The organism is Clostridium sp. (assembly GCF_029267215.1).
GTDB lineage: Bacteria > Bacillota > Clostridia > Clostridiales > Clostridiaceae > Sarcina.
Window position 1 is genome coordinate 24,783 of sequence record NZ_JARIDH010000029.1, and the last position, 19,201, is coordinate 43,983.

Sequence of the window (19,201 nt, forward strand, 5' to 3'; positions counted from 1 at the left end):
TTTAGATAGAACTTTTTTACCCTCTTAAAAAGAATACTAATATAAAAAGCCTAATACTCATAAAGAAAAAAAGTTTATGAGTTAACAAACGAAGCATATTGGCGCTTTAAATTAACCTCTTCAAAAAAATAAACCGCATTAGCTTTTACTCTAATGCAGTTTATTTCCATTTACTTAAAATTCTTTATTTTGTTTTATTTGAAGTTTCTGCTTTTTCTTTAAAATCTCCAACTTTAGAACTATTTTTTATAGTTTTAAATTCATATCCTTCACTTTTAAAGTAATCAATAACTTCTGGTAATATTTTTATTGTATTTTCTTTTCCTGCAGTATCATGCATAAGTACTACAACGTGATTCTTACCATTTGAAGTTTTCTTAATATAATTCATCATTTCCTCTGTTGAATACTTTCTACCCTCAGCATCTCCATTTAATGCATTCCAATCAACATTTACTATTCCATTCTCCTCTAAAATTTTATCAAACTCTTGAAGTGATGGATCTTTATAATATTTTCTACTTCCATATCCACCTGGCATTCTTAAAACTCTACAATTAAATTCTTCTCCAAGGACATTTTTCATTATATCGTTTGTTCTATTAAATTCATCCATAAAGACATCAATATTTAATTTATTATGTGGATATAAAGTCTTAAAGTTATGACTATAGCTATGGTTTGCAATAGCATTTCCATTTTTTATTTCATCCTTTAAAAACTCTTGTCTTTTTGGATCCTTTTCTATACTGCTCCCTAAAACAAAGAAAGTAGCTTTAACTTGTTTATCTTTTAATATTTTTAATATTTCTTCTGTTCCATTAGAAGGACCATCATCAAAAGTTAAGAACACATACTTACCATCACCCTTGTATGTTCCATCAGCCATCTCTTGAACGTCCTTAGCATCAATAGCATACTTTTCTCCTTCATATGTAACATTCATTCCAGGAACTATATCATCTTTATCAGGTTTAACCTCCAAAACTTCTTTCTTAGGAATATCTTTTTTAGGAACTTCACCTTTAAAAGGCCTACTTCCCATGATGCTAATAATCTTTATTCCACCTAATAATAAAGCTAAAATAACTAAAACACCTAAACCTATTTTAAAAAAGTCTTTTCTTTTCGACTTTCTTCTTTTACTTGAAAAAATATTTTTGCTCATTATGTCCTCCTATGTTAACCTTAAACACTTTTTAACCAAGTTACTTGTACACCCAATCCTATTATCTTTTAAAAATTTCTTTTTATGATTTCAAAAGAGTTACAATTTTAAATATCGTTTAAATTCTCTATACAATATTACATTTTTATTTTACAATAAAACTTAATAAATAAATATAAAGGATGACTCAAATGAAAAAAATTAATAGATTATTCATTATAATACCATTAATATTATTAATAGGAATTATAATGTACTTTTTAAACAAATATTTAATTAACATAAATAATATTAGAGAATTAATTTTAAGTGCTAAAATATTTGCACCAATTATTTATATAATAGCTTTCTCATTAGTTCCTCTTACATTTTTTCCAGATTCTCTTTTAGCTATATTAGGAGGTAGCTTATTTGGATTATGTAAAGGAGGATTTTTAACTCTTATAGGTGCCTTAATAGGAGGTAGCATTTCGTTCCTTATTTCAAGATTTTTAGGTGATAAATTCATTAAAACTTCTAAAAATGAAAAACTCAAAAACATACAGGAAATATTAAGAGATAAAGGATTTTTAACCATACTTATTTTAAGACTTATTCCACTTTTTCCCTTTGACCTTATAAGTTATGGTGCTGGACTTACTTCAATAAAATATAAGGACTTCTTTTTAGGTACTTTAATTGGAACTATTCCAGGAATAATTGTTTTTGTAAATTTAGGTGCTCAATGGATAAGCTTAGATAAAACTAGTATTTACTGTTCACTAACTTTACTTATATCATTTATAATCTTTTCTATATTCCTAAAAAAGGTTTATTTTAAAAAATATATTCAGAAATAAATGAAAGGCATGTATCAAAATAACTTTTTATAAAACTTATAAATAATATTAAGAAAATATCTAGATGAGCTTTAGAATTTAAATTACTCCGTAGAAAATATAACCTTAAAAAGCTTAGATTGCTTAAATCGTAGTAAGTTTCTAAGCTTTAGTAATATTTTTATAGTAATAATTATAAAATTCTTAGCGAAATCTAGTAATTCTAGAAATGCATTTATAAGTTTTATTATTATATTTTTAGATAGCCCTATTATATTTAAAAAGATTAAAAACTGCACCAAAATATTGATACAGCTTTAACTTTAATATTAACTTTAAATATTTTTATAACTACTCATATTTATAGGCTTTATGTTATTTTGTCTTGCCCATCTATTAAACAAATTAAATATATGTTTATTATCTAATTCTCTTCTAATATCTTCCTCTTCCTCTTTACTACATATTAGATAATTATTAAACAATATTTTTTCATCAGGTTCAAGTTTAGATATAAACTCTTCTTTTTTTCCTTCTTCTAAATTATTAAATTGTCTTTTAAAATCATAATTAAAATCTTTTAAAGCCTCTCCCTCTGAATGTTTAGAAAACCACTTAAATGCCGATTTTACATTTAATAATGATTCAATTAAAAGTCCTATAGCTACTATAACTATACCAATTACCATGAAAATTTTCATAAAACCATCTCCAAAACAATTACTTATTTTTAAAAACTTCTAAATAAACTCTAATATAAAGTTATTCCTAAAATAATATTAAATATACTTTACTTTGTTATTTAAAAGAAATCCTAATTTTAAAAGAAGAAGTTAGACCTCTAACTTCTTCTTTTATCCTAACTTATATAATTCATAGGATTTACCCATTGTCCATTTATCATTATACCAAAGTGTAAATGTGGACCTGTACTATATCCTGTTGAACCTACATATGCAATAACTTGTCCTTGTGAAACATGTTGACCAGTAGTAACAGCTAATCTACATGAATGACCATATAATGTTTTTGTTCCATCTCCATGATCTATTATAACCATATTTCCATAAGCTGTATTCCAACCTGCCTCTATTACCGTACCTGCCTTAGAGGCATGTATAGGTGTTCCATAGCTAGCTCCTAAATCCGCTCCAGTATGAACACTATGTTTACCTGTTACAGGATGAATTCTTGGTCCAAATGGATCTGTAACTCCTCCTGGTGCTGGTCTTATGAAACCACTTGCTGATACTTTACCACCACTTGAATCCCCTTCACTTGTTCCTTTAGAAGTTTCATTTCCTGATGAACCTGAGTTATTTCCACTATTATTATTTTGTTTTTCTTGTTCTTTTTTTGCTGCTTCTTCCTTTGCAGTTAACTGATTTATATAATTTGTAAGATCTGAATTATCCTCTTTATATGCATTTATCTCATTTAAAAGATTTTTCTCTTGATCACTTAAACTATTTATCTCATTTTGCTTTTGAGTTTCTAAGTTATTAAGTTCTGTTATTTGTTCCTCATATTGCTTAACTAAAGAATCATACTCTTTTTTCTCAGTTTCCAGTCTAGATTTCTCTTCTGATAAAGTCTTCTTTTGAGATTCTAAATCAGATTCCTGACTTTTAAGATCCTTTTCAACCTGCTTTATGTCATTTATTAATTTATTATCAGTTTCAATAACAAAGCTTATATTAGCTATATTATTAAGAAGCTCCCCAACTCCTTTTGACTCAATAAGAATATATAAAAATTCATTTCCTAAATTGTTTTTATATGCACTTCTTATTCTACTTGCCAATATTTTTTCCTTTTCAGCTTGTTCTTGTTTCTTGTTTTCAATACTACTTTGTATTCCTGATATTTTACCCTCTAATTTAGTTATACTTTCCTGTAAAGCATTTATATTATTCTTATATTCATCAACTTTTTTTTGAGAACTTAAAAGAAGTTTATTTTTCTCTGCTATTTGATTTTGTATTTCATCTAATTTTTTTTCACTTTCAGTTTTCTGTGAATTAATAGCATCCTTTTTATCATTTAATCCATTTATCTTGTCTTTATTATTATTTATCTCTTGCTGAGCTTCTTCCTTAGTTTTAGCTTGTACAACATTGCTAGGTAAAGAAATACCAAGTATCATTGTTGCACTAAGTATAACTGCAGCTATTCTTTTTCTATTCATTGTATTTCACCTATTTCTTTATATATATCTTACGTTTCTAAAACACCACATATCAAGTAATTATACACCATAATAATATTTTTGTTAATATATATAAAACATTTCATTAATATAATTAACATATTTTTTATTATTAAAAATTCTCTCTATTATATTAAAAAGAAAGGATTATATCAATCATTTAATATTGATACAATCCCTAATAAAAATTTATAATTTTTCATTTAAAATTTCATCGTCTATAAGCTCCTCTAAGCTTTTAAACTTGCTTTTTCCATTTAAATAATGTTTTTCTATACTATCTTTCATTTCTTCTAAAGAAACCTCAGTATAAAACTCTTCTTCTTTAAAGTCATTTTTCATTCTTTCGTATATTCTTTTTATTATATTTTCTCTATCTTTACTCATAATATTTCTCTCCTAAAGTGTTAATAAATTATTTATAAATATATTATACACAGAGTTTAAAATATATTAAAGATGTATAAAAATATATTTATCACTTTTTTAAAACTAATGATATAATTATTATAATTTTAAATACTAATGAGGAGTTGATTAAAATTAAAGATAAGAAAATAACTTTAATAGATAAATTTAAATTTTTCTTTGGATTTCCAAAAAATGCTGTAAGTGATGCTTTAGGAATTAGTGTTGATACAAAACCTAGGGTTATAGCTTTTTACCTATATACGGTCTTAATATTAATTTTAGCCTTACTTAAGGTCTATGTAATGTTTAGTATATTAGGAAGACTTATTGTTATTTTAATAAGTTTATTTATCTTTGTGGAAATTTTATATTTCATAGTGTCAAAAGATAATAAAAAATAATATAAGTAACCAAAACCTTCTTAAATTCTATACTATTACTAGTATTTTAATTTTAAGGAGGTTTTTATTTATGCCAAAATCAGCATGGGATTTTACATTAGAATTACTTTCTATAATGGGAGATATAGATAGATACAGTGAACTATTAAGTAAAAGTTCAACATATAGTGACAGGGAACTTTATTCTAAAAAAATAGATTCTTTAGAAGTTAAATTATTTGATATTAGAGAAAAGCTAAAAAAATTGACAGTAATTTAAACAACTTTAATTTTGATGTACTTTTTTTATTTCTCTTTAACTTAATATTTATTTTAATTCTATGAACTATCTTTAATCACATGAAAAAAAGGTTCAACTAAGGTTGAACCTTTTATAAACTCAATTAATATTCCCAAATATGCCGTCACACTTACAATTTTATACCTGCCTCTCGCAGGTGGGCTCTGCTCAAATTAACTTGACCATCTTCCGCCACATCTATGTGAAGTTTTCACTTGAAGTCCGCTCTTATTAACCTTCTTGCAAATCCCGTATTTAACATGTAGGTTAAAATCAATAAGCTTCGCGTACATCTCAGGATTGCTTATGTTTTTATTATAACACAAGATTTTAAAAAATCAACATTGAATTTTCAGAATCTTTTTACTTTAATTCATCTAAAATATCATCTATCTCTAATTCTTCATGATCTGGAAGAAATACGGCTAAAAATTGTTTTCCTGAATAGTTTGCATATTCAATTTCATACCCTTCAGCTTTACCAATAACTTGGAACTCTTCCATAATTTCTTCCAAAATTTCTTCTACCCCATCAGTAGCCACATCATCTAAATAAGGAATTACTCCCTCCATTATCCATGAGTTACTTTCTTCTTCATAGTCAGTTTCATCATTTGCACAGGCTCTAGCAGCTTGAATTTCCATATCATCAAAATCATAATAAAACTTAAGGGCTAATCCATCACCATCTAAAGAAACTTCCTCTATATCTGATAAACCATTAGTAGATAAATAATTTATTATTCTATACTTATCCATAATATCCCCCTTTTTGTATTAATATAATAATTTTTTATACTCTTTTTTTACTTGTCTAAATTCTTCTTCATCTTCAACTAAGTTATATTCTACTGAATCATTTAAAGTATCAACTCTAAATACGAAATCATTTGCCTCATCTCCATCACATTCAACTGGTGATAATACTATATATTCTTTCTTTTGTTTTTCTCCAAGGTATATTTTTGCAACAACCTCAAATTCAACCTTATTTCCTTCTTCATCTCTAAAGGCCATTATTTGTTTTTCTTCCACGTTATTTTCCTCCTAAACTAACCTATTAAAGGTGATTTTTCACCTTTATAAAATATATATTCATAGTGTAATGCTCTAGTTAAAACTACATAAAGAAGTTTTTTATCCATTTCACTTTGATTATAATTTTCTTTATCTAAATTATAAACTATAGTACAATCAAATTCTAACCCTTTTGTTAAGTATGATGGAATTATTATTAAATCTAAATTAAATTCTTTTTGATCATCCTTAACTAAATCAAAGTCGTATTTTGAATTTTTCTTTACTAATGCTTTTATCTTTTTACATTCTTCTAAAGTTTTACCAACTATTGCAACTGAACTTTTACCCTCAGATTTCACCTTATGAATTATACTGTCTAAATGCTCACAAAATTCCTTAGGTGTTGAATATTCTATTTCCTCTGGAATCATTCCATGCCTTAAAACTGGTTTAGCCGGTTCTTCATAGTGATTTTGTTTTACTAAGACCTTGTTTGCATAGTTTATTATTTCAACTGTACTTCTATAACTTTGGCTTAAATGTCTGTACTCAGCATTTCCACCATAAACTAATTTAATAGTTTTTTGCCAATCATCTATCCCTTTAAAAGAATAAATTCCTTGACCTATATCTCCAACTATGGTCAATGAATTTCCAATAGTCATCATTGACATTACATATAATTGGAACATTGAATAATCTTGTGCCTCATCTATAACTATATGTTTTAATAAATTTGAATCTTCTAATCCTTCTATCCTTAACTTTAAGTAAAGCATAGCTGCTAAATCATCAGCATCTATTTTCTTATTATCTAAATTTGCTATAAGATTATTCTTCATATATTCAGCTAATTTTTTTGGTATTTTTCCTGCCGTTACTTCTTCAAAGACTTCCTTATCTTCAAAGAAAGTTTTATAAACATTTGCTGTATTTATTCCCTTCCAATGATGGAAATAATCATTAAATTCCTTTTTAGCAGATTTTTTTATCTCACTTTTATGAGCATCTCTTTCATCATAAAGTTCAATAAGTTTTTCTCTTCTCTCTTTTGAGTCTTCCATGCTCTTTTTAACTCTGGCAATTCTATACTCATACTGAAAATCCACCTTATCAAGTACTTTAGTAATCTTTTCTCCTAATTTCTTTGAAAAATATTTTTTAATTTCATCTTTTCTCTTATTAACTGGATATTTAACTAAATCTTTAAGAAATAATCTCTTTATTTCATTGGCATCAAAAACTGAATAACCACAAACCTTTATATCCTCAATTTTACTATCTTCTCTTTCTAAAACCTGTATATATCTGTCTAACATCTCTTTAAAGACCATAGATCCCTTTATTTTACTGTCATTCATCACATACTTATTAGTATTCTCGTCTCCTACTAATATGTCTACAAGTTTTTTATCCTTAGTTATTATTTTTCCTTTTATTCCAAGTTTTTTAACTGCCAATTCCTCAAAGGTCTTTTGTTCTACCTTATCTACTCCTAAATTTGGTAAAACTTCTGATATGTAATCTAAAAATATTTTATTTGGCGCAATAACAAGTATATCATCACCAGTTATATTTCCCTTATATCTATATAAAAGATATGCTAGTCTGTGAAGTGCTACTGTAGTCTTTCCAGATCCTGCTGATCCTTGAATTATTAAAGGCGTATTCTTAGGCGCTCTTATAATATCATTTTGTTCTTTTTGAATTGTTGCAACAACATCCTTAAGTTTTGTTCCTGTACTATTTTCTAAGTTTATTCTAAGGAATTCATCTATTAAACCATCACCCTCTTCATCAAGACCTGACTTTAAGATTATTTCATTTATTCCTTCATCAAAACATTCCTTAAGATTATATTCATCATCAAAAAGAAACTTTCTCTTTAAACTTAGCTCTCCTTCAATTATTCCTATAGGTGCTTTATAGTATGCTTCTCCCTGTGTTCCACTATAATATAAATCTGCTAAAGGTGCTCTCCAGTCTATTACTTTTTCTTCCCCCTCTAACATATCTCCAAGACCACTTTTTCCTATATAGAAGCTTTCCATATCTTTTCTATATTCTCTAAAATCAATTCTTGCAAAGTATGGTTTATCATAAGCTTCCTTAAACTTTTCAAGTTCTTTCCCTAAAAATTCAACTGATTTTTTAGTTATTTCTATCTCAGTATTGTAACTTCCCTTAGCTTTTTTATTAAGTAGATCTAACTTACCATCTGTTTTTTCTTTTTCTTCTCCTAGCCTACTTTGTTCATCTTTAATCCATTTCTTTGTTTCTTTAAGCACATTCCTTTCGTACTTTAAAACTTCATTCTCATTCATAATAACTAACTCCTTCACAAAACCATATTTAGTTTTAATAAGGTATATCCTCAAAATATCATCAATGAATTTAATTATACTATCTTACACTTAACTATACAAACTTTCAAAAAAATTTATTAATTTATAATTAAAATATATTTTAAACTAACATTAATTTAAAATAGATGGAGAAAATAATAAAGAGGTGATATTTATGGAAAAACTTACAGATAGAACTCCTGGAGAGGCTTTAGATGATAATCTAAAGGGATTATATATGGGAATCCATATTTTTGATAGGTATTCTAAAAAATGCAAATCAAGAGAACTTAAAAATTTACTTAAAGAAGTTATATCTTTATATGAAAAGGAAGCCTTTGAATTATCAAAGAAAATTTCTTCCCTTGGAAAATCTCCTTCTACTAATATTGGAATTATTGGAAAAGCATCTGAATTAATCTATAACTTAAAAACAGTTTCAGCTGATACAGATAGTGAGATACTTGAAGAAAGTATTAAATCCTGTAAAACAGGAATAATGATGTTTCAGAAATTTCTAAAAGATAAAGGTTCTGATTTAGACAAGGATTCCTTAAATTTAATAAAAGATATAATAAAAGAAAATGAAGAGCTAAGCAAAAAACTTAATGAATTTTCAAAGCCTGAGCAAGCTGATTTCTTCTAAAAAAAGCTCTGTTTTAATGGAGTGTTGATTTTAGCTATCCTTTCTGACCTACTTAATTTTGCAGAGAGTTTCTATTGAATATTCAAGAACTAATAGCTAAAGCGAAGAACTCCCATAGGTCAAAGAGCTTCGCTTCTTAAGTCTATTATTCTTCCATATTCAATGAACTCTAAACTGCTTATTAAGATGGTCCAAAAGTTCTATCTAAAATCAACACTAGGTTAAAACAGAGCCTAAGAAAAAATTTAACTACTTCTTAATAAACAAAGCTTTCTTGATAAAAATTAAATAGCCCACTTTTTATCCTTAGTAAAAGAAACATTTAACCACTTTTCATAAGTAATATGTTTTAGTGACTCAAAGATTTTTTCTCTTAAATCATCCATATCATCTAATTTACTTATTTCACTACTGTCATTATAAATAAAATCTATTTCTATTCTTAAATTTCTTCCACTTTTAGAAACTCTAGTTATTGATTCTTGAAAATTATACTTTTCTTCTATATTATTTATAACTTCTTTAATTTCTAAAGTTAAGTTATCATCTGCTTTAAATTCTACTAACTCTTTGAAGGCCTGTATTAAGGCTTTAATAGGCATTTTTAAGAATATGGTTGAACAAATTACAACCATGGAAGGATCTACATACTTATTAAACCAAGCTAATTCTGTATTTTTTAATAAATTTGCTACTAAGAAACCTAATAAAACTCCAAAACTTAAAAGAGTATCCATAAGCCACTGATTTCCTTCCACAAACAAAAGATTAGATTTTATCTTTTTACCTTTTTTCTTCAAGAAAGCATAGGCTATACCACATCCTAAAGTAGATATTAAGGCATATATAAGTGCAGATCCATATTGAACCTCATTTCCTCCTGATAAAATGTCAATTATTCCTCCCCCTAAGGAATATATACACATAAAAAATATTGCTAATGATTTTATTATTATAATAACAGGTTCTATCATTCTTTTTCCAAAAGGATATTTATCCTCTTCTTTTTTATTAATGTAATTACTTCCAACAACAGATAAAATAGATAATCCTAAACTAATTAATGAATATATTCCATCAAATAAAATCATTTCAGATTCTATAGCTCATCCCCAAGCAATTCCTAAAACTGCAAAAAATAAAGCACCTAAAGCTGATATCTTTAATAAATTTGTTTCTTTATTCATAAATTTCACCCCATAAAATAATTCTATAGAATTATTTTATACTTTTTTATGTTCTTTTTTCACTCATCAATAAGTTATATAAAAAGCACTAATACATTTTCCTTTTTATTCAATTTTTTTATTAAAAAACACTTTAATCCATTTTTTATCATATAAGCCTCCTATTTTATATTATTTTTTTAATTTTCTCTCAATTTTCTCTTTAAGTAAAATTGATTTTTCTGAGAGATAATATGGATATACAAAGGTCAAATACATATTTATTGATTTTAATGCTTCCTCCAAATCCCCTGCTATAAATTGTGCTTTAGCTAGATTGTACCAATAAATTGGTGAAGATGATTTTTCCTCTGCACCCTCTTCATAATATTTCATTAAATCATTATGGTACTTACTATATAAATTCTCGTCCTTAACTCCTTTTACTCCCCATCTACTCTCCTCTAAATTTTTCTCTGTATTTTTTCTGAAATTTTTATTTATTAGGTTTCCAACTGAAATAACTCTTTGTTCTATTAAGTAAAAATCTCCCTTTTCCCATTTAATTTGACTTTCAATATCTCCAATATAATCAGCATCTGATTTTCCTAAAATCTTTTGATAAATTTTTAAATTAGCTACATTACTTCCTAATTCATAAAAAGCATATGAATTATAAACTCTACTTATATTAACCCTCTCTTTCCCATGTTTAAGATTTCCATTTTTATAATATACAAAATCTAAGTAATATTTAAAATTTTCACTTATATCTATAATATATTTTTTATTTATTTTTAAATTCAAAACCTCAACCCTATAGTTCTCCTTATATTTTGCTGTAATTTTGTTATTTTCAAAAAAAACATCGCTATTAAATACTTCTACTATTTCTCCAGCTTGCCAAGAAAAAATATTGCTTCTCATATATCCTCCATGATATGGAACTATACTCCTAACTAATATTTCTTTCTTCTTATTATCTATAAAACTTTCCAAAGATAAATCAAATTTATAATTTTCATTTTCCAGCTCTATCTTACATGTTTTCCCACAACTTTTTTCTTCTATCAATATATATGTTCTATATTCACATCTATTATCTAAAGATGATATTAAATAAACATCATCATACACTCCATCGCCTGTAACATCCCCTAATTTATGAGCTAAAACCTTCTCATTAAAGCTTAAAATCATATATTAACCTCCATATATGTTTACTATATTATTAGTTTATATGCCATTTACTTATCTGTTACTTTCCCTTAAAAACAAATGAATTTTAATTATAATTAGTTTATAATTAAAATAATACATAACACATTAAAGATTGGAGAGAACAAAATGACCAAAAGCAAAAGAAAATTTCTAACTTGGATTTTATCACTTCTAATTTTGATAGCTGCTTCTTACTTTGGAGTACGTGCAATTTATAAAAATTATTTTGCCCCTCAAGTTGAAGTAACCCCAATAAATTCTAATATACAACTAAATAACTGGAATCTAATAAAAAAATTTCTTCCTACAAATGTTGATTTATCATTAAAACAACTAAAAGTTGAATCTTCTACAGAATTTACAGATTCAGAATTAACAGATATTTTTATATTAGCTTTAAGAGAAAACCCTGAAGCAACAAAAGATATTACTGGGCTAAAAGTTATTATAAAAAATAAGGATATAAACATATATGCAAATTTTTTATATAAGAATATTCCAATGCAAGGAAAACTTGTATTTACAGCCCAAAGCAAAGATGGAAAAGGAATCTTCCACTACAAAGAAGGTAAGGTAGGTTTTATTGATATTTCAAAAGATACAATTTTTAAAAATCTTAAAGATACATCCCTATTGTCTTTTTATAAAGAAGATGGAGATATAATACTTTCATTTAAAGATGTTATTAAATATATTCAAATTAAATCTATAACAACAGAAAATAATAAAATAGATATAGTATTTAGTGGTACAGTCCCTCTACTTAGTGCTATCTTACCAAATATAAATTCAAAATAATTCTTAACTTAAATTAGACTATAAAAGGCTAACATTTTTTGTTAGCCTTTTATATTACTTATAATTAAATAAATTTATTTAAAATATCAAAGATATAAATACTAATCATATTAACTTATAATTCTTCAAAACATAAATTTCAATATTTGTGGAACAATAATCCTAATTAATTTATTTAGGTGATTTATATGATTAATAAACTTATTAAAAAATGCAATTTAGATATTCAATCAATGAAACAAGAGGGAACAATAGCTTTTTTAACTTTTTTAATATGCTGGAGATTTTTTGGTATTGAAAATGCAATATTAGCCTATCCCATAGCTTTAACCTCTTCAATATTAAGAAAAGAAAACTTTAATATAAACCCAATTGAAAATACAATTTATCTTATAATACTTGACCTATCCCTAGTTATTATATCTTTTATTGCTACCCAAAATATATTTTTAGGCTTTTTCATAAATATGTTTACTATATTTTTTATAGCTTATAAATTTTCAATTGGCTATAACCCCCTATTTTATAAACCTTTTCTTATGCTTTATATATTCACTAGTTTTTACACCGTAGATTTTTCTCTTCTACCTAAAAGATTATTATCAATACTTTTCGGATTTTCTTTAATAATAATATTTCACTTATTCTTAAATAAAATCTCTTATAGAGCCTTGGTAAATGAAAGCATAAGTAATTCATTAAAGGAACTTATAATGCAAACTGAAAATATTTTAAATGGATCTTATAGTGTAGATTTGCAAAAATCAATATGCAAGGAACTTGATTCTATTTGTTATAACATTTATACAACTAGGAGCCGTAAAAGCTTAACAAATAATATTGGAAGCATACAATTTAAAATTTACATAATATTAGAAAACTTAAATTTAGAATTTAAAAATTTAAATTCTATCTACTCTTCCCAAACCAAGAAAAGTAAAATTATAACCTCATTTTTAAAAGAATTAATACCTACATTTAATGAATTAATATGTTACATAAGTGATGAAGAAAATTTCTTAAAGTTAGAAAAAAGGCTAAAAAAAATTAATAACTTCCATGAAAAAATACCGAATCATTTTGTATTTATGCATGATATATCAGTATCATTAAACAATCTTTACCTTTATTTAGCTGATATAAACACTTTAGAGGAAAAACTTAAATACAAACCCTACTACTCTTTAAAAAATACAGATAAAACTCAATTTAAATTTAGAGAAAATCTCCATTTGGGTTCTATAAAGTTTAATTTTTCTCTTAGAATTTCTTTAACTTTAAGCGTAGTTTTACTTTTAGGTTCTCTACTTGATTTAACTAAAATAAGTTGGCTTGGAATAACTATTATGTCAATAATGCAACCTTATTATGAGGATACCCTTAAAAAGAGTAAGGATAGGTTTAAAGGAAATATTCTTGCAGTTTTAATCATAACCATACTATTAAATGTTTTTCAAAACAAATTTATTTATTTCTTAACACTTACCTTAACCCTTTATTTAACGTACTCATTTAAAAGCTACTACAAACTTTCTCTATTCACAGCTATTTCTGCTATATGTATGGCATCCTTAACCTACGAAGTAAATACTGTTTCCATATATAGAATTTCTTATTTATTACTAGGAATTTTAATTACCTATTTAGCAAATAAATTTATATTTCCTTACAGCTTAGATAAAGGAATTAAAGAACTTAGCTTTAAGCTTATAAAAACACTAAATCTTTTATTTTTAGAACTTATTAAAATTAATGAAAAAAATGAATGCTTAATTTTAAACCTTCTAATTCACATTAACCTTATTTCAAATAAGCTTTCTCTTAGAAATATACAAAAGCAGTATGAAAATATAAATTTACTTCTTGAATCAGTACAATTTTTAAGTATAAACTTATCCTACTACACTCTTCTTAAGAAAGATTTAGGATTAGTATGTGGTGTTAATAAGGATAACCTAATACAATTACAAAAAAATCTTCAAAATTTAATAGATTCAAATTCCTCATTAGATGAAATAATCATATTTTTAAATAGCACTTTAGATTCCTTAATAAATTGTCCTTACTCCGAAAAAACAAAATACACCTTTTACTCTAATGGACTTATAATTTAAAAATTATGTTCTGTTTTAAAAGAATATTGATTTTAGCTAGCCTTTTAGATTTGCTTATTAAGATGGACATAAAGGTCTATCTTAAATCAACAATAATTTAAAATATAAATAAAAATTAAAAAGCATTTATAAAAATATAATAATAAAACTTATTTTTATAAATGCCTTTTATATATTAAAATTACACTAAATAATCAACCTTAAATAAATCCATTAATTCCTCTTCACTTAAAGAATTAAATGCATTACCACAACAAGCTTCTCCTTCCTCAATAACCTTTGATATTAAAGCTTTCTTTTCTTCCTGAAGTGCTACAACCTTCTCCTCAATTGTTCCTTTAGAAATAAGTTTTATTACTTCCACCACATTTTTTTGCCCTATTCTATGAGCTCTATCTGTGGCTTGGCTTTCAACAGCTGGATTCCACCAAGGATCAAAATGTACTACAATGTCAGCTGAAGTAAGATTAAGTCCTGTTCCACCAGCCTTTAAACTTATTAAAAATACAGAATTATCTCCCTCATTAAAGGCCTTAACCATATCCATTCTTTTCTTAGAAGAAACACTTCCATCTAAATAACTAAATTTAATTTTTTCTCCATTTAATCTTAAGGATATATTTTTAAGAATAGATGTAAATTGAGAAAAAACAAGTATTTTATGTCCTTCCTCTATTCCTTGATTTAATATTTCTATTAAAGCTTCAATCTTTGCACTCTTTCCTTTATAATCATTTAAAACAACTGATGGATCTAAAGCTAACTGTCTAAGTTTAGTTATATAAGATAATATCTCTATCTTACTCTTATTAAATTCCTCACTATCTTGTTTCTTTTCAACTATTGAAAGTGCATTTTTAGCATATACTGAATAAACCTTCTTTTGATTCTCTTCTAAGTCTACTAAAAGCATCTTTTCAATTTTATCTGGTAATTCTTTTATTACATCTTTTTTCTTTCTTCTTAAAATGAATGGGTTTATTAGGTTATGAATTTCTTCTAAAACCTCTTCACTTTCATTCATCTTCTTATAATATCTAGAAGTAAATCTTTTTCTATCATATAAATATCCAGGCATTATGAAATCAAATATAGACCAAAGTTCCATAAGTGAATTTTCCATAGGGGTTCCTGACAAAGCAAATTTTAAATTAGCCTTAACCTCCTTAACTGCCTCAGAATTTTGAGAATCTGGATTTTTAATTGCCTGTGCTTCATCTATAAAACAATAATCAAAACTTATTTTTTTATATTCTTCTAAATCTCTTTTTAATAAATTATATGTTGTTATTACTACGTCTATATTTTCCCTATCTTTTAATAAAAGTTCTCGTTTTTCTTTTCCTTCATTTAAAACCTCTACTCTTAAACTAGGTGCAAATTTTAAAAATTCCTCTTTCCAATTATAAATTAAGGAAGTTGGAGCCACTACTAGACTTTTTTTTCCCTTATTAGAAAGCATAAAAGTTATGGCTTGAAGTGTTTTCCCAAGTCCCATTTCATCCCCTAATATTCCACCTAAACCTAAGTGTTCTAAGGTTTTAAGCCAGTTATATCCAAATTTTTGATAAGGTCTAAGTTCAGCTTTTAAATCTTCTGGAACCTTAAACTCTAACTTTTTAATATTTTTAAATTTTGATTTTATATCATTTAAACTCTTCTTACCTTTTATATACCTAATTCCATTCTCCTCAATAAAATTAGCTATATATAATGCTCTATTATTTCCAAGTTCTAAAGTATTTTCTTCTAAATTTCCATCCAAAGAATCTAAAAGCTTCAAGAATTGTTTTAACTCCATTTCCTCTAAATCTAAAAACTCTCCACTTTTAAGCTTATAGAATTTTGTATTTTCTCTAAAGGCCTTTAAAATATCCTTTGTTTCTTCCTTTTTAATATCTCCTATCTTAAAGTCAAATTCAAAGTAGTTATATCTTCCTGGTTTTATTTCTCCCTTTATTCCCTTACTTCCTATACTCTTAATCCCTTTAAAGTTTTCTGAGTAATAAACATCTCCAAGTTCCTGTAACTTATTTATATCATATTTAAAAAAGCTAAATATATATTCATCACCTAAGGTAAAATAAAACCTATTATTAATCTCTTCAAAACAAAATCTTTCAATCTTCTCTAATACTTCTTTTTCTTTCTTAATATCCCTATATATTATCTTTTCCTTACAATCTTCAAATATATTAAACTCATATGCTCCATATCTTACTTTAATAGTTAATAAAACATCATTTTTCTCTTTATCAAAATAAAAATTAAATTTAACTGGTTCTAATACAGTTTTGCTTAATATACTTTTAGAAAGCTCTACATTTTCACTTACCTCTCTTAAATCTGGTATAAGTTCCCTAAAAATTCTTTCCTCATCACATTTATCTATTTTTAATACCTTCCCCTCTGAAAATACATTTATATAATTTTTTAGTTTATAGCAAAACTCTTTTTTAGGAAGATATATTGTTGTGCCGTATAAAAACACATCCCCCTTATCTCCTAATACTTTGGGCATACCATTTTGAGAGCTTAGTTCATATGCAAACCTTTCTTCTTTTAATGAAAAATCAACTGGTACATCCTCAAAGGATATTTCTCCATGAACTGGCTTATAAAAAAATCCTTCATTTAAGTAAACTCTATGATTTCTTATTATGTAAAAGAATTCTCTAACCATATAATTTGGAATTTTTATATTTTTACCACTTACTAAGGAATCTCTATTTCTTAAAAATCCCTTTATAGGTTTCTCTATTTCCTTTAATGTTTCTATAAACTCTATTAATTCCTTATCCTTAGAAGAAAAACTTTGTTCTTTTATATTAAAGGTAAAAGCTTTGCTATACTTAACAGGAATCTTATTATAATAAGAAACTAAAAACTGTTCTATATCTTTTAAAATATAAAGCTTATTAGAAGGCATACTTTTTGTTCCTATTTTAAACTCTGCTAAAAGACTATTACTCCATTCATTTTTATTAATATAAACTTCTAATTTCAATTTTTCTTTTTTTCTATGATTATCAAGAATTAAATCTAATAAGGAATTCTCTCTTTTTAAAGAAACTATATTTTTATTTTCAACAAAAACCTTTTCCTTAGCTAACTGTCCTAAAGATTTATAAAATGTAGCCACTAAATGCTTACAACAATAATTTTCCTTGCTAAACTCATGCTTTTCATAGTCTAAACAAGTACAATAAGTTGATAATATCCCCTTTGTTCTAATATCCATTTCAAGTTTTGTACTATACTTACTAAAAAGCTGTTCTGATATTACCTCTCCACTTATAGATATTAAATCCTCTTCTTTTTCTATATTCACACTTTCAACTAAATCATTGCTAAGAACTCTTTGCCCTTTGCTATAATTTCGTCCTGATGTTTCTTCTTTAAATCTCTGTAACAATAAATCTTCAACTGACATACTTTCTCCTCTATTAAAAGTTCTTCATATCTTACCATTATAACATAAACTTAATTTACTAAAAAAATAAACTTACAAAAAAATATCAGATATAAACTCTCTTATTTATATCTGATATTTATTATAAAGCTTTATATAACTGTACCTCTTTCTATTAAAGAAGGTTCTAAATTTATTATTTTACTTTCACTATTTTTCTTATTTATTAAATCAATAAGGAGTTTACATGAATCTTCTCCTATTTTATATATAGGCTGTGCTATTGTTGTAAGCTCAGGTTCCATATATGATGAAATATTTATATTATCATACCCTAATATACTTATATCCTCTGGAATTTTATATCCATTTCTTATTAAATATTTCATTCCTCCAATAGCCATAACATCTGAACTATAAAATATGGCATCAACTTCTTTATTTTTTTTCAAAAGATTTTCAGTAGCCTTTATTCCACTTTCCATTGAAAAATCAGCATCTTCTATCAACTCTTTATTGAAGACTCCAAGTTTTTCCGAAATATTTTTAAAACTTTCTAATCTTAAATTAGCTACTTCTATGTTGGTTTTACCAGTTACAAATGCAATATTTTTTTTCCCTTTATTAACTAAATACTCAACACCTAATTCTATTCCTTTTTTATTATTACAAAATACCCCATTAATATCTTTTTCATCAGAAGTCATTCTATCTAATATAACAAAAGGAACCTTATTACTTTTTAAAATATCTATCCATTTATCATTATTTCCACAAGCTGCTATAATAACTCCATCAACTAACTTGCTTATAAGAAGCCTTAAATACTCCTCTTCCTTTTTCTCATCATTAAAAGTATTGCAAAGTATCATGCTATATCCTTGCTTTTCTCCCTCTATTTCTATAGCTTTTGCCATTTCAGAAAAGAAAGGATTTTGAATATCAGGTATTATCATTCCTATTGTATAACTTTTTCTTGTACTTAAACTTCTAGCTACAATATTAGGTATATAATTCATATCCTTTGCTGCCTTAAATATTTTTTCTCTTGTTTCCTTTGAAACATTTATTTTTTTATTATTTAACACCATTGAAACAGTTGTTTTTGATACATTTACTGCCTTTGCTATATCTAATAACGTAGTTTTCCCCATTTATTGAAACACCTCTTATCTCAATTCATTATAACAAA

Annotated in this window: 17 protein-coding genes; 6 read left to right on the top strand and 11 right to left on the bottom strand. The window is 25.8% G+C overall.

The window, feature by feature from the left end:
• Window positions 1-184: 184 nt before the first annotated feature.
• A complete protein-coding gene (locus Q1K13_RS04550; protein WP_300348019.1) occupies window positions 185-1,168 on the bottom strand; it encodes a polysaccharide deacetylase family protein in 984 nt (327 codons plus the stop codon).
• Window positions 1,169-1,359: 191 nt separating this feature from the next.
• Here Q1K13_RS04550 and Q1K13_RS04555 point away from each other — a divergent pair, with 191 nt between their 5' ends.
• Window positions 1,360-2,007: a TVP38/TMEM64 family protein gene (locus tag Q1K13_RS04555; RefSeq protein ID WP_300348021.1), complete on the top strand. Its 648-nt coding sequence runs from the start codon at window positions 1,360-1,362 to the stop codon at window positions 2,005-2,007.
• Between the two features lie 314 nt (window positions 2,008-2,321).
• Here the strand turns inward: Q1K13_RS04555 and Q1K13_RS04560 are convergent, their stop codons facing one another.
• The 3 genes from Q1K13_RS04560 to Q1K13_RS04570 all read right to left on the bottom strand — a co-directional run bounded on the left by Q1K13_RS04560 (window position 2,322) and on the right by Q1K13_RS04570 (window position 4,582).
• Complete coding sequence (locus Q1K13_RS04560) at window positions 2,322-2,687, bottom strand: hypothetical protein (RefSeq protein WP_300348023.1); 366 nt, start codon at window positions 2,685-2,687, stop codon at window positions 2,322-2,324.
• Between the two features lie 158 nt (window positions 2,688-2,845).
• Window positions 2,846-4,174 carry a murein hydrolase activator EnvC family protein gene (locus Q1K13_RS04565; RefSeq protein ID WP_300348024.1) on the bottom strand — a complete coding sequence of 443 codons (1,329 nt, stop codon included), beginning with the start codon at window positions 4,172-4,174 and terminating at the stop codon, window positions 2,846-2,848.
• A gap of 210 nt (window positions 4,175-4,384) precedes the next feature.
• Window positions 4,385-4,582 carry a hypothetical protein gene (locus tag Q1K13_RS04570; RefSeq protein WP_300348025.1) on the bottom strand — a complete coding sequence of 66 codons (198 nt, stop codon included), beginning with the start codon at window positions 4,580-4,582 and terminating at the stop codon, window positions 4,385-4,387.
• Between the two features lie 146 nt (window positions 4,583-4,728).
• Here Q1K13_RS04570 and Q1K13_RS04575 point away from each other — a divergent pair, with 146 nt between their 5' ends.
• Together Q1K13_RS04575 and Q1K13_RS04580 are read left to right on the top strand one after the other, a co-directional pair.
• The gene (locus Q1K13_RS04575) at window positions 4,729-5,007 is read left to right on the top strand and encodes a hypothetical protein (RefSeq protein WP_300348027.1); all 279 of its coding nucleotides are present in this window, start codon (window positions 4,729-4,731) and stop codon (window positions 5,005-5,007) included.
• Window positions 5,008-5,077: 70 nt separating this feature from the next.
• Entirely contained in the window at window positions 5,078-5,266 is a 189-nt protein-coding gene (locus Q1K13_RS04580; RefSeq protein WP_300348028.1) for a hypothetical protein, read from the top strand.
• A 384-nt stretch (window positions 5,267-5,650) separates the two neighbouring features.
• Here the strand turns inward: Q1K13_RS04580 and Q1K13_RS04585 are convergent, their stop codons facing one another.
• From Q1K13_RS04585 to helD, 3 genes are read right to left on the bottom strand one after another with little or no spacing between them, the layout of a single operon-like run.
• Window positions 5,651-6,046 carry a hypothetical protein gene (locus tag Q1K13_RS04585; protein ID WP_300348030.1) on the bottom strand — a complete coding sequence of 132 codons (396 nt, stop codon included), beginning with the start codon at window positions 6,044-6,046 and terminating at the stop codon, window positions 5,651-5,653.
• Between the two features lie 18 nt (window positions 6,047-6,064).
• On the bottom strand, window positions 6,065-6,322 hold the full coding sequence (locus Q1K13_RS04590; protein WP_300348031.1) for a DUF1292 domain-containing protein: 258 nt from the start codon (window positions 6,320-6,322) through the stop codon (window positions 6,065-6,067).
• Between the two features lie 17 nt (window positions 6,323-6,339).
• Window positions 6,340-8,631 (bottom strand): RNA polymerase recycling motor HelD, encoded by a 2,292-nt coding sequence (gene helD / locus Q1K13_RS04595; protein WP_300348032.1) that lies wholly within the window; start codon window positions 8,629-8,631, stop codon window positions 6,340-6,342.
• Between the two features lie 196 nt (window positions 8,632-8,827).
• Here helD and Q1K13_RS04600 point away from each other — a divergent pair, with 196 nt between their 5' ends.
• The gene (locus Q1K13_RS04600; RefSeq protein WP_300348035.1) at window positions 8,828-9,298 is read left to right on the top strand and encodes a DUF2383 domain-containing protein; all 471 of its coding nucleotides are present in this window, start codon (window positions 8,828-8,830) and stop codon (window positions 9,296-9,298) included.
• Window positions 9,299-9,582: 284 nt separating this feature from the next.
• Here Q1K13_RS04600 and Q1K13_RS04605 read toward each other — a convergent pair whose 3' ends face one another.
• Together Q1K13_RS04605 and Q1K13_RS04610 are read right to left on the bottom strand one after the other, a co-directional pair.
• The gene (locus Q1K13_RS04605) at window positions 9,583-10,389 is read right to left on the bottom strand and encodes a cation diffusion facilitator family transporter (RefSeq protein WP_300348036.1); all 807 of its coding nucleotides are present in this window, start codon (window positions 10,387-10,389) and stop codon (window positions 9,583-9,585) included.
• Window positions 10,390-10,656: 267 nt separating this feature from the next.
• Window positions 10,657-11,664 carry a YybI family spore inner coat protein gene (locus Q1K13_RS04610; RefSeq protein WP_300348038.1) on the bottom strand — a complete coding sequence of 336 codons (1,008 nt, stop codon included), beginning with the start codon at window positions 11,662-11,664 and terminating at the stop codon, window positions 10,657-10,659.
• Window positions 11,665-11,811: 147 nt separating this feature from the next.
• Between Q1K13_RS04610 and Q1K13_RS04615 the strand changes: the two genes are divergently transcribed.
• Complete coding sequence (locus Q1K13_RS04615) at window positions 11,812-12,483, top strand: hypothetical protein (RefSeq protein WP_300348039.1); 672 nt, start codon at window positions 11,812-11,814, stop codon at window positions 12,481-12,483.
• Window positions 12,484-12,671: 188 nt separating this feature from the next.
• Complete coding sequence (locus tag Q1K13_RS04620; protein WP_300348040.1) at window positions 12,672-14,597, top strand: FUSC family protein; 1,926 nt, start codon at window positions 12,672-12,674, stop codon at window positions 14,595-14,597.
• Window positions 14,598-14,778: 181 nt separating this feature from the next.
• Here the strand turns inward: Q1K13_RS04620 and Q1K13_RS04625 are convergent, their stop codons facing one another.
• The gene (locus tag Q1K13_RS04625) at window positions 14,779-18,030 is read right to left on the bottom strand and encodes a DEAD/DEAH box helicase (RefSeq protein WP_300348041.1); all 3,252 of its coding nucleotides are present in this window, start codon (window positions 18,028-18,030) and stop codon (window positions 14,779-14,781) included.
• 131 nt (window positions 18,031-18,161) lie between these two features.
• On the bottom strand, window positions 18,162-19,163 hold the full coding sequence (locus Q1K13_RS04630) for a LacI family DNA-binding transcriptional regulator (protein ID WP_300348043.1): 1,002 nt from the start codon (window positions 19,161-19,163) through the stop codon (window positions 18,162-18,164).
• Between the last annotated feature and the right edge of the window lie 38 nt (window positions 19,164-19,201).

What these genes read in the sequence shown, in the direction of transcription:
- Q1K13_RS04620 (WP_300348040.1), top strand. Translation starts at nt 12,672, where the DNA reads ATGATTAATAAACTTATTAAAAAATGCAATTTAGATATTCAATCAATG.
- Q1K13_RS04560 (WP_300348023.1), bottom strand. Translation starts at nt 2,687, where the DNA reads ATGAAAATTTTCATGGTAATTGGTATAGTTATAGTAGCTATAGGACTT.
- Q1K13_RS04580 (WP_300348028.1), top strand. Translation starts at nt 5,078, where the DNA reads ATGCCAAAATCAGCATGGGATTTTACATTAGAATTACTTTCTATAATG.
- Q1K13_RS04610 (WP_300348038.1), bottom strand. Translation starts at nt 11,664, where the DNA reads ATGATTTTAAGCTTTAATGAGAAGGTTTTAGCTCATAAATTAGGGGAT.
- Q1K13_RS04585 (WP_300348030.1), bottom strand. Translation starts at nt 6,046, where the DNA reads ATGGATAAGTATAGAATAATAAATTATTTATCTACTAATGGTTTATCA.
- Q1K13_RS04565 (WP_300348024.1), bottom strand. Translation starts at nt 4,174, where the DNA reads ATGAATAGAAAAAGAATAGCTGCAGTTATACTTAGTGCAACAATGATA.
- Q1K13_RS04615 (WP_300348039.1), top strand. Translation starts at nt 11,812, where the DNA reads ATGACCAAAAGCAAAAGAAAATTTCTAACTTGGATTTTATCACTTCTA.
- Q1K13_RS04550 (WP_300348019.1), bottom strand. Translation starts at nt 1,168, where the DNA reads ATGAGCAAAAATATTTTTTCAAGTAAAAGAAGAAAGTCGAAAAGAAAA.
- Q1K13_RS04605 (WP_300348036.1), bottom strand. Translation starts at nt 10,389, where the DNA reads ATGATTTTATTTGATGGAATATATTCATTAATTAGTTTAGGATTATCT.
- helD (WP_300348032.1), bottom strand. Translation starts at nt 8,631, where the DNA reads ATGAATGAGAATGAAGTTTTAAAGTACGAAAGGAATGTGCTTAAAGAA.
- Q1K13_RS04570 (WP_300348025.1), bottom strand. Translation starts at nt 4,582, where the DNA reads ATGAGTAAAGATAGAGAAAATATAATAAAAAGAATATACGAAAGAATG.
- Q1K13_RS04625 (WP_300348041.1), bottom strand. Translation starts at nt 18,030, where the DNA reads ATGTCAGTTGAAGATTTATTGTTACAGAGATTTAAAGAAGAAACATCA.
- Q1K13_RS04630 (WP_300348043.1), bottom strand. Translation starts at nt 19,163, where the DNA reads ATGGGGAAAACTACGTTATTAGATATAGCAAAGGCAGTAAATGTATCA.
- Q1K13_RS04555 (WP_300348021.1), top strand. Translation starts at nt 1,360, where the DNA reads ATGAAAAAAATTAATAGATTATTCATTATAATACCATTAATATTATTA.
- Q1K13_RS04600 (WP_300348035.1), top strand. Translation starts at nt 8,828, where the DNA reads ATGGAAAAACTTACAGATAGAACTCCTGGAGAGGCTTTAGATGATAAT.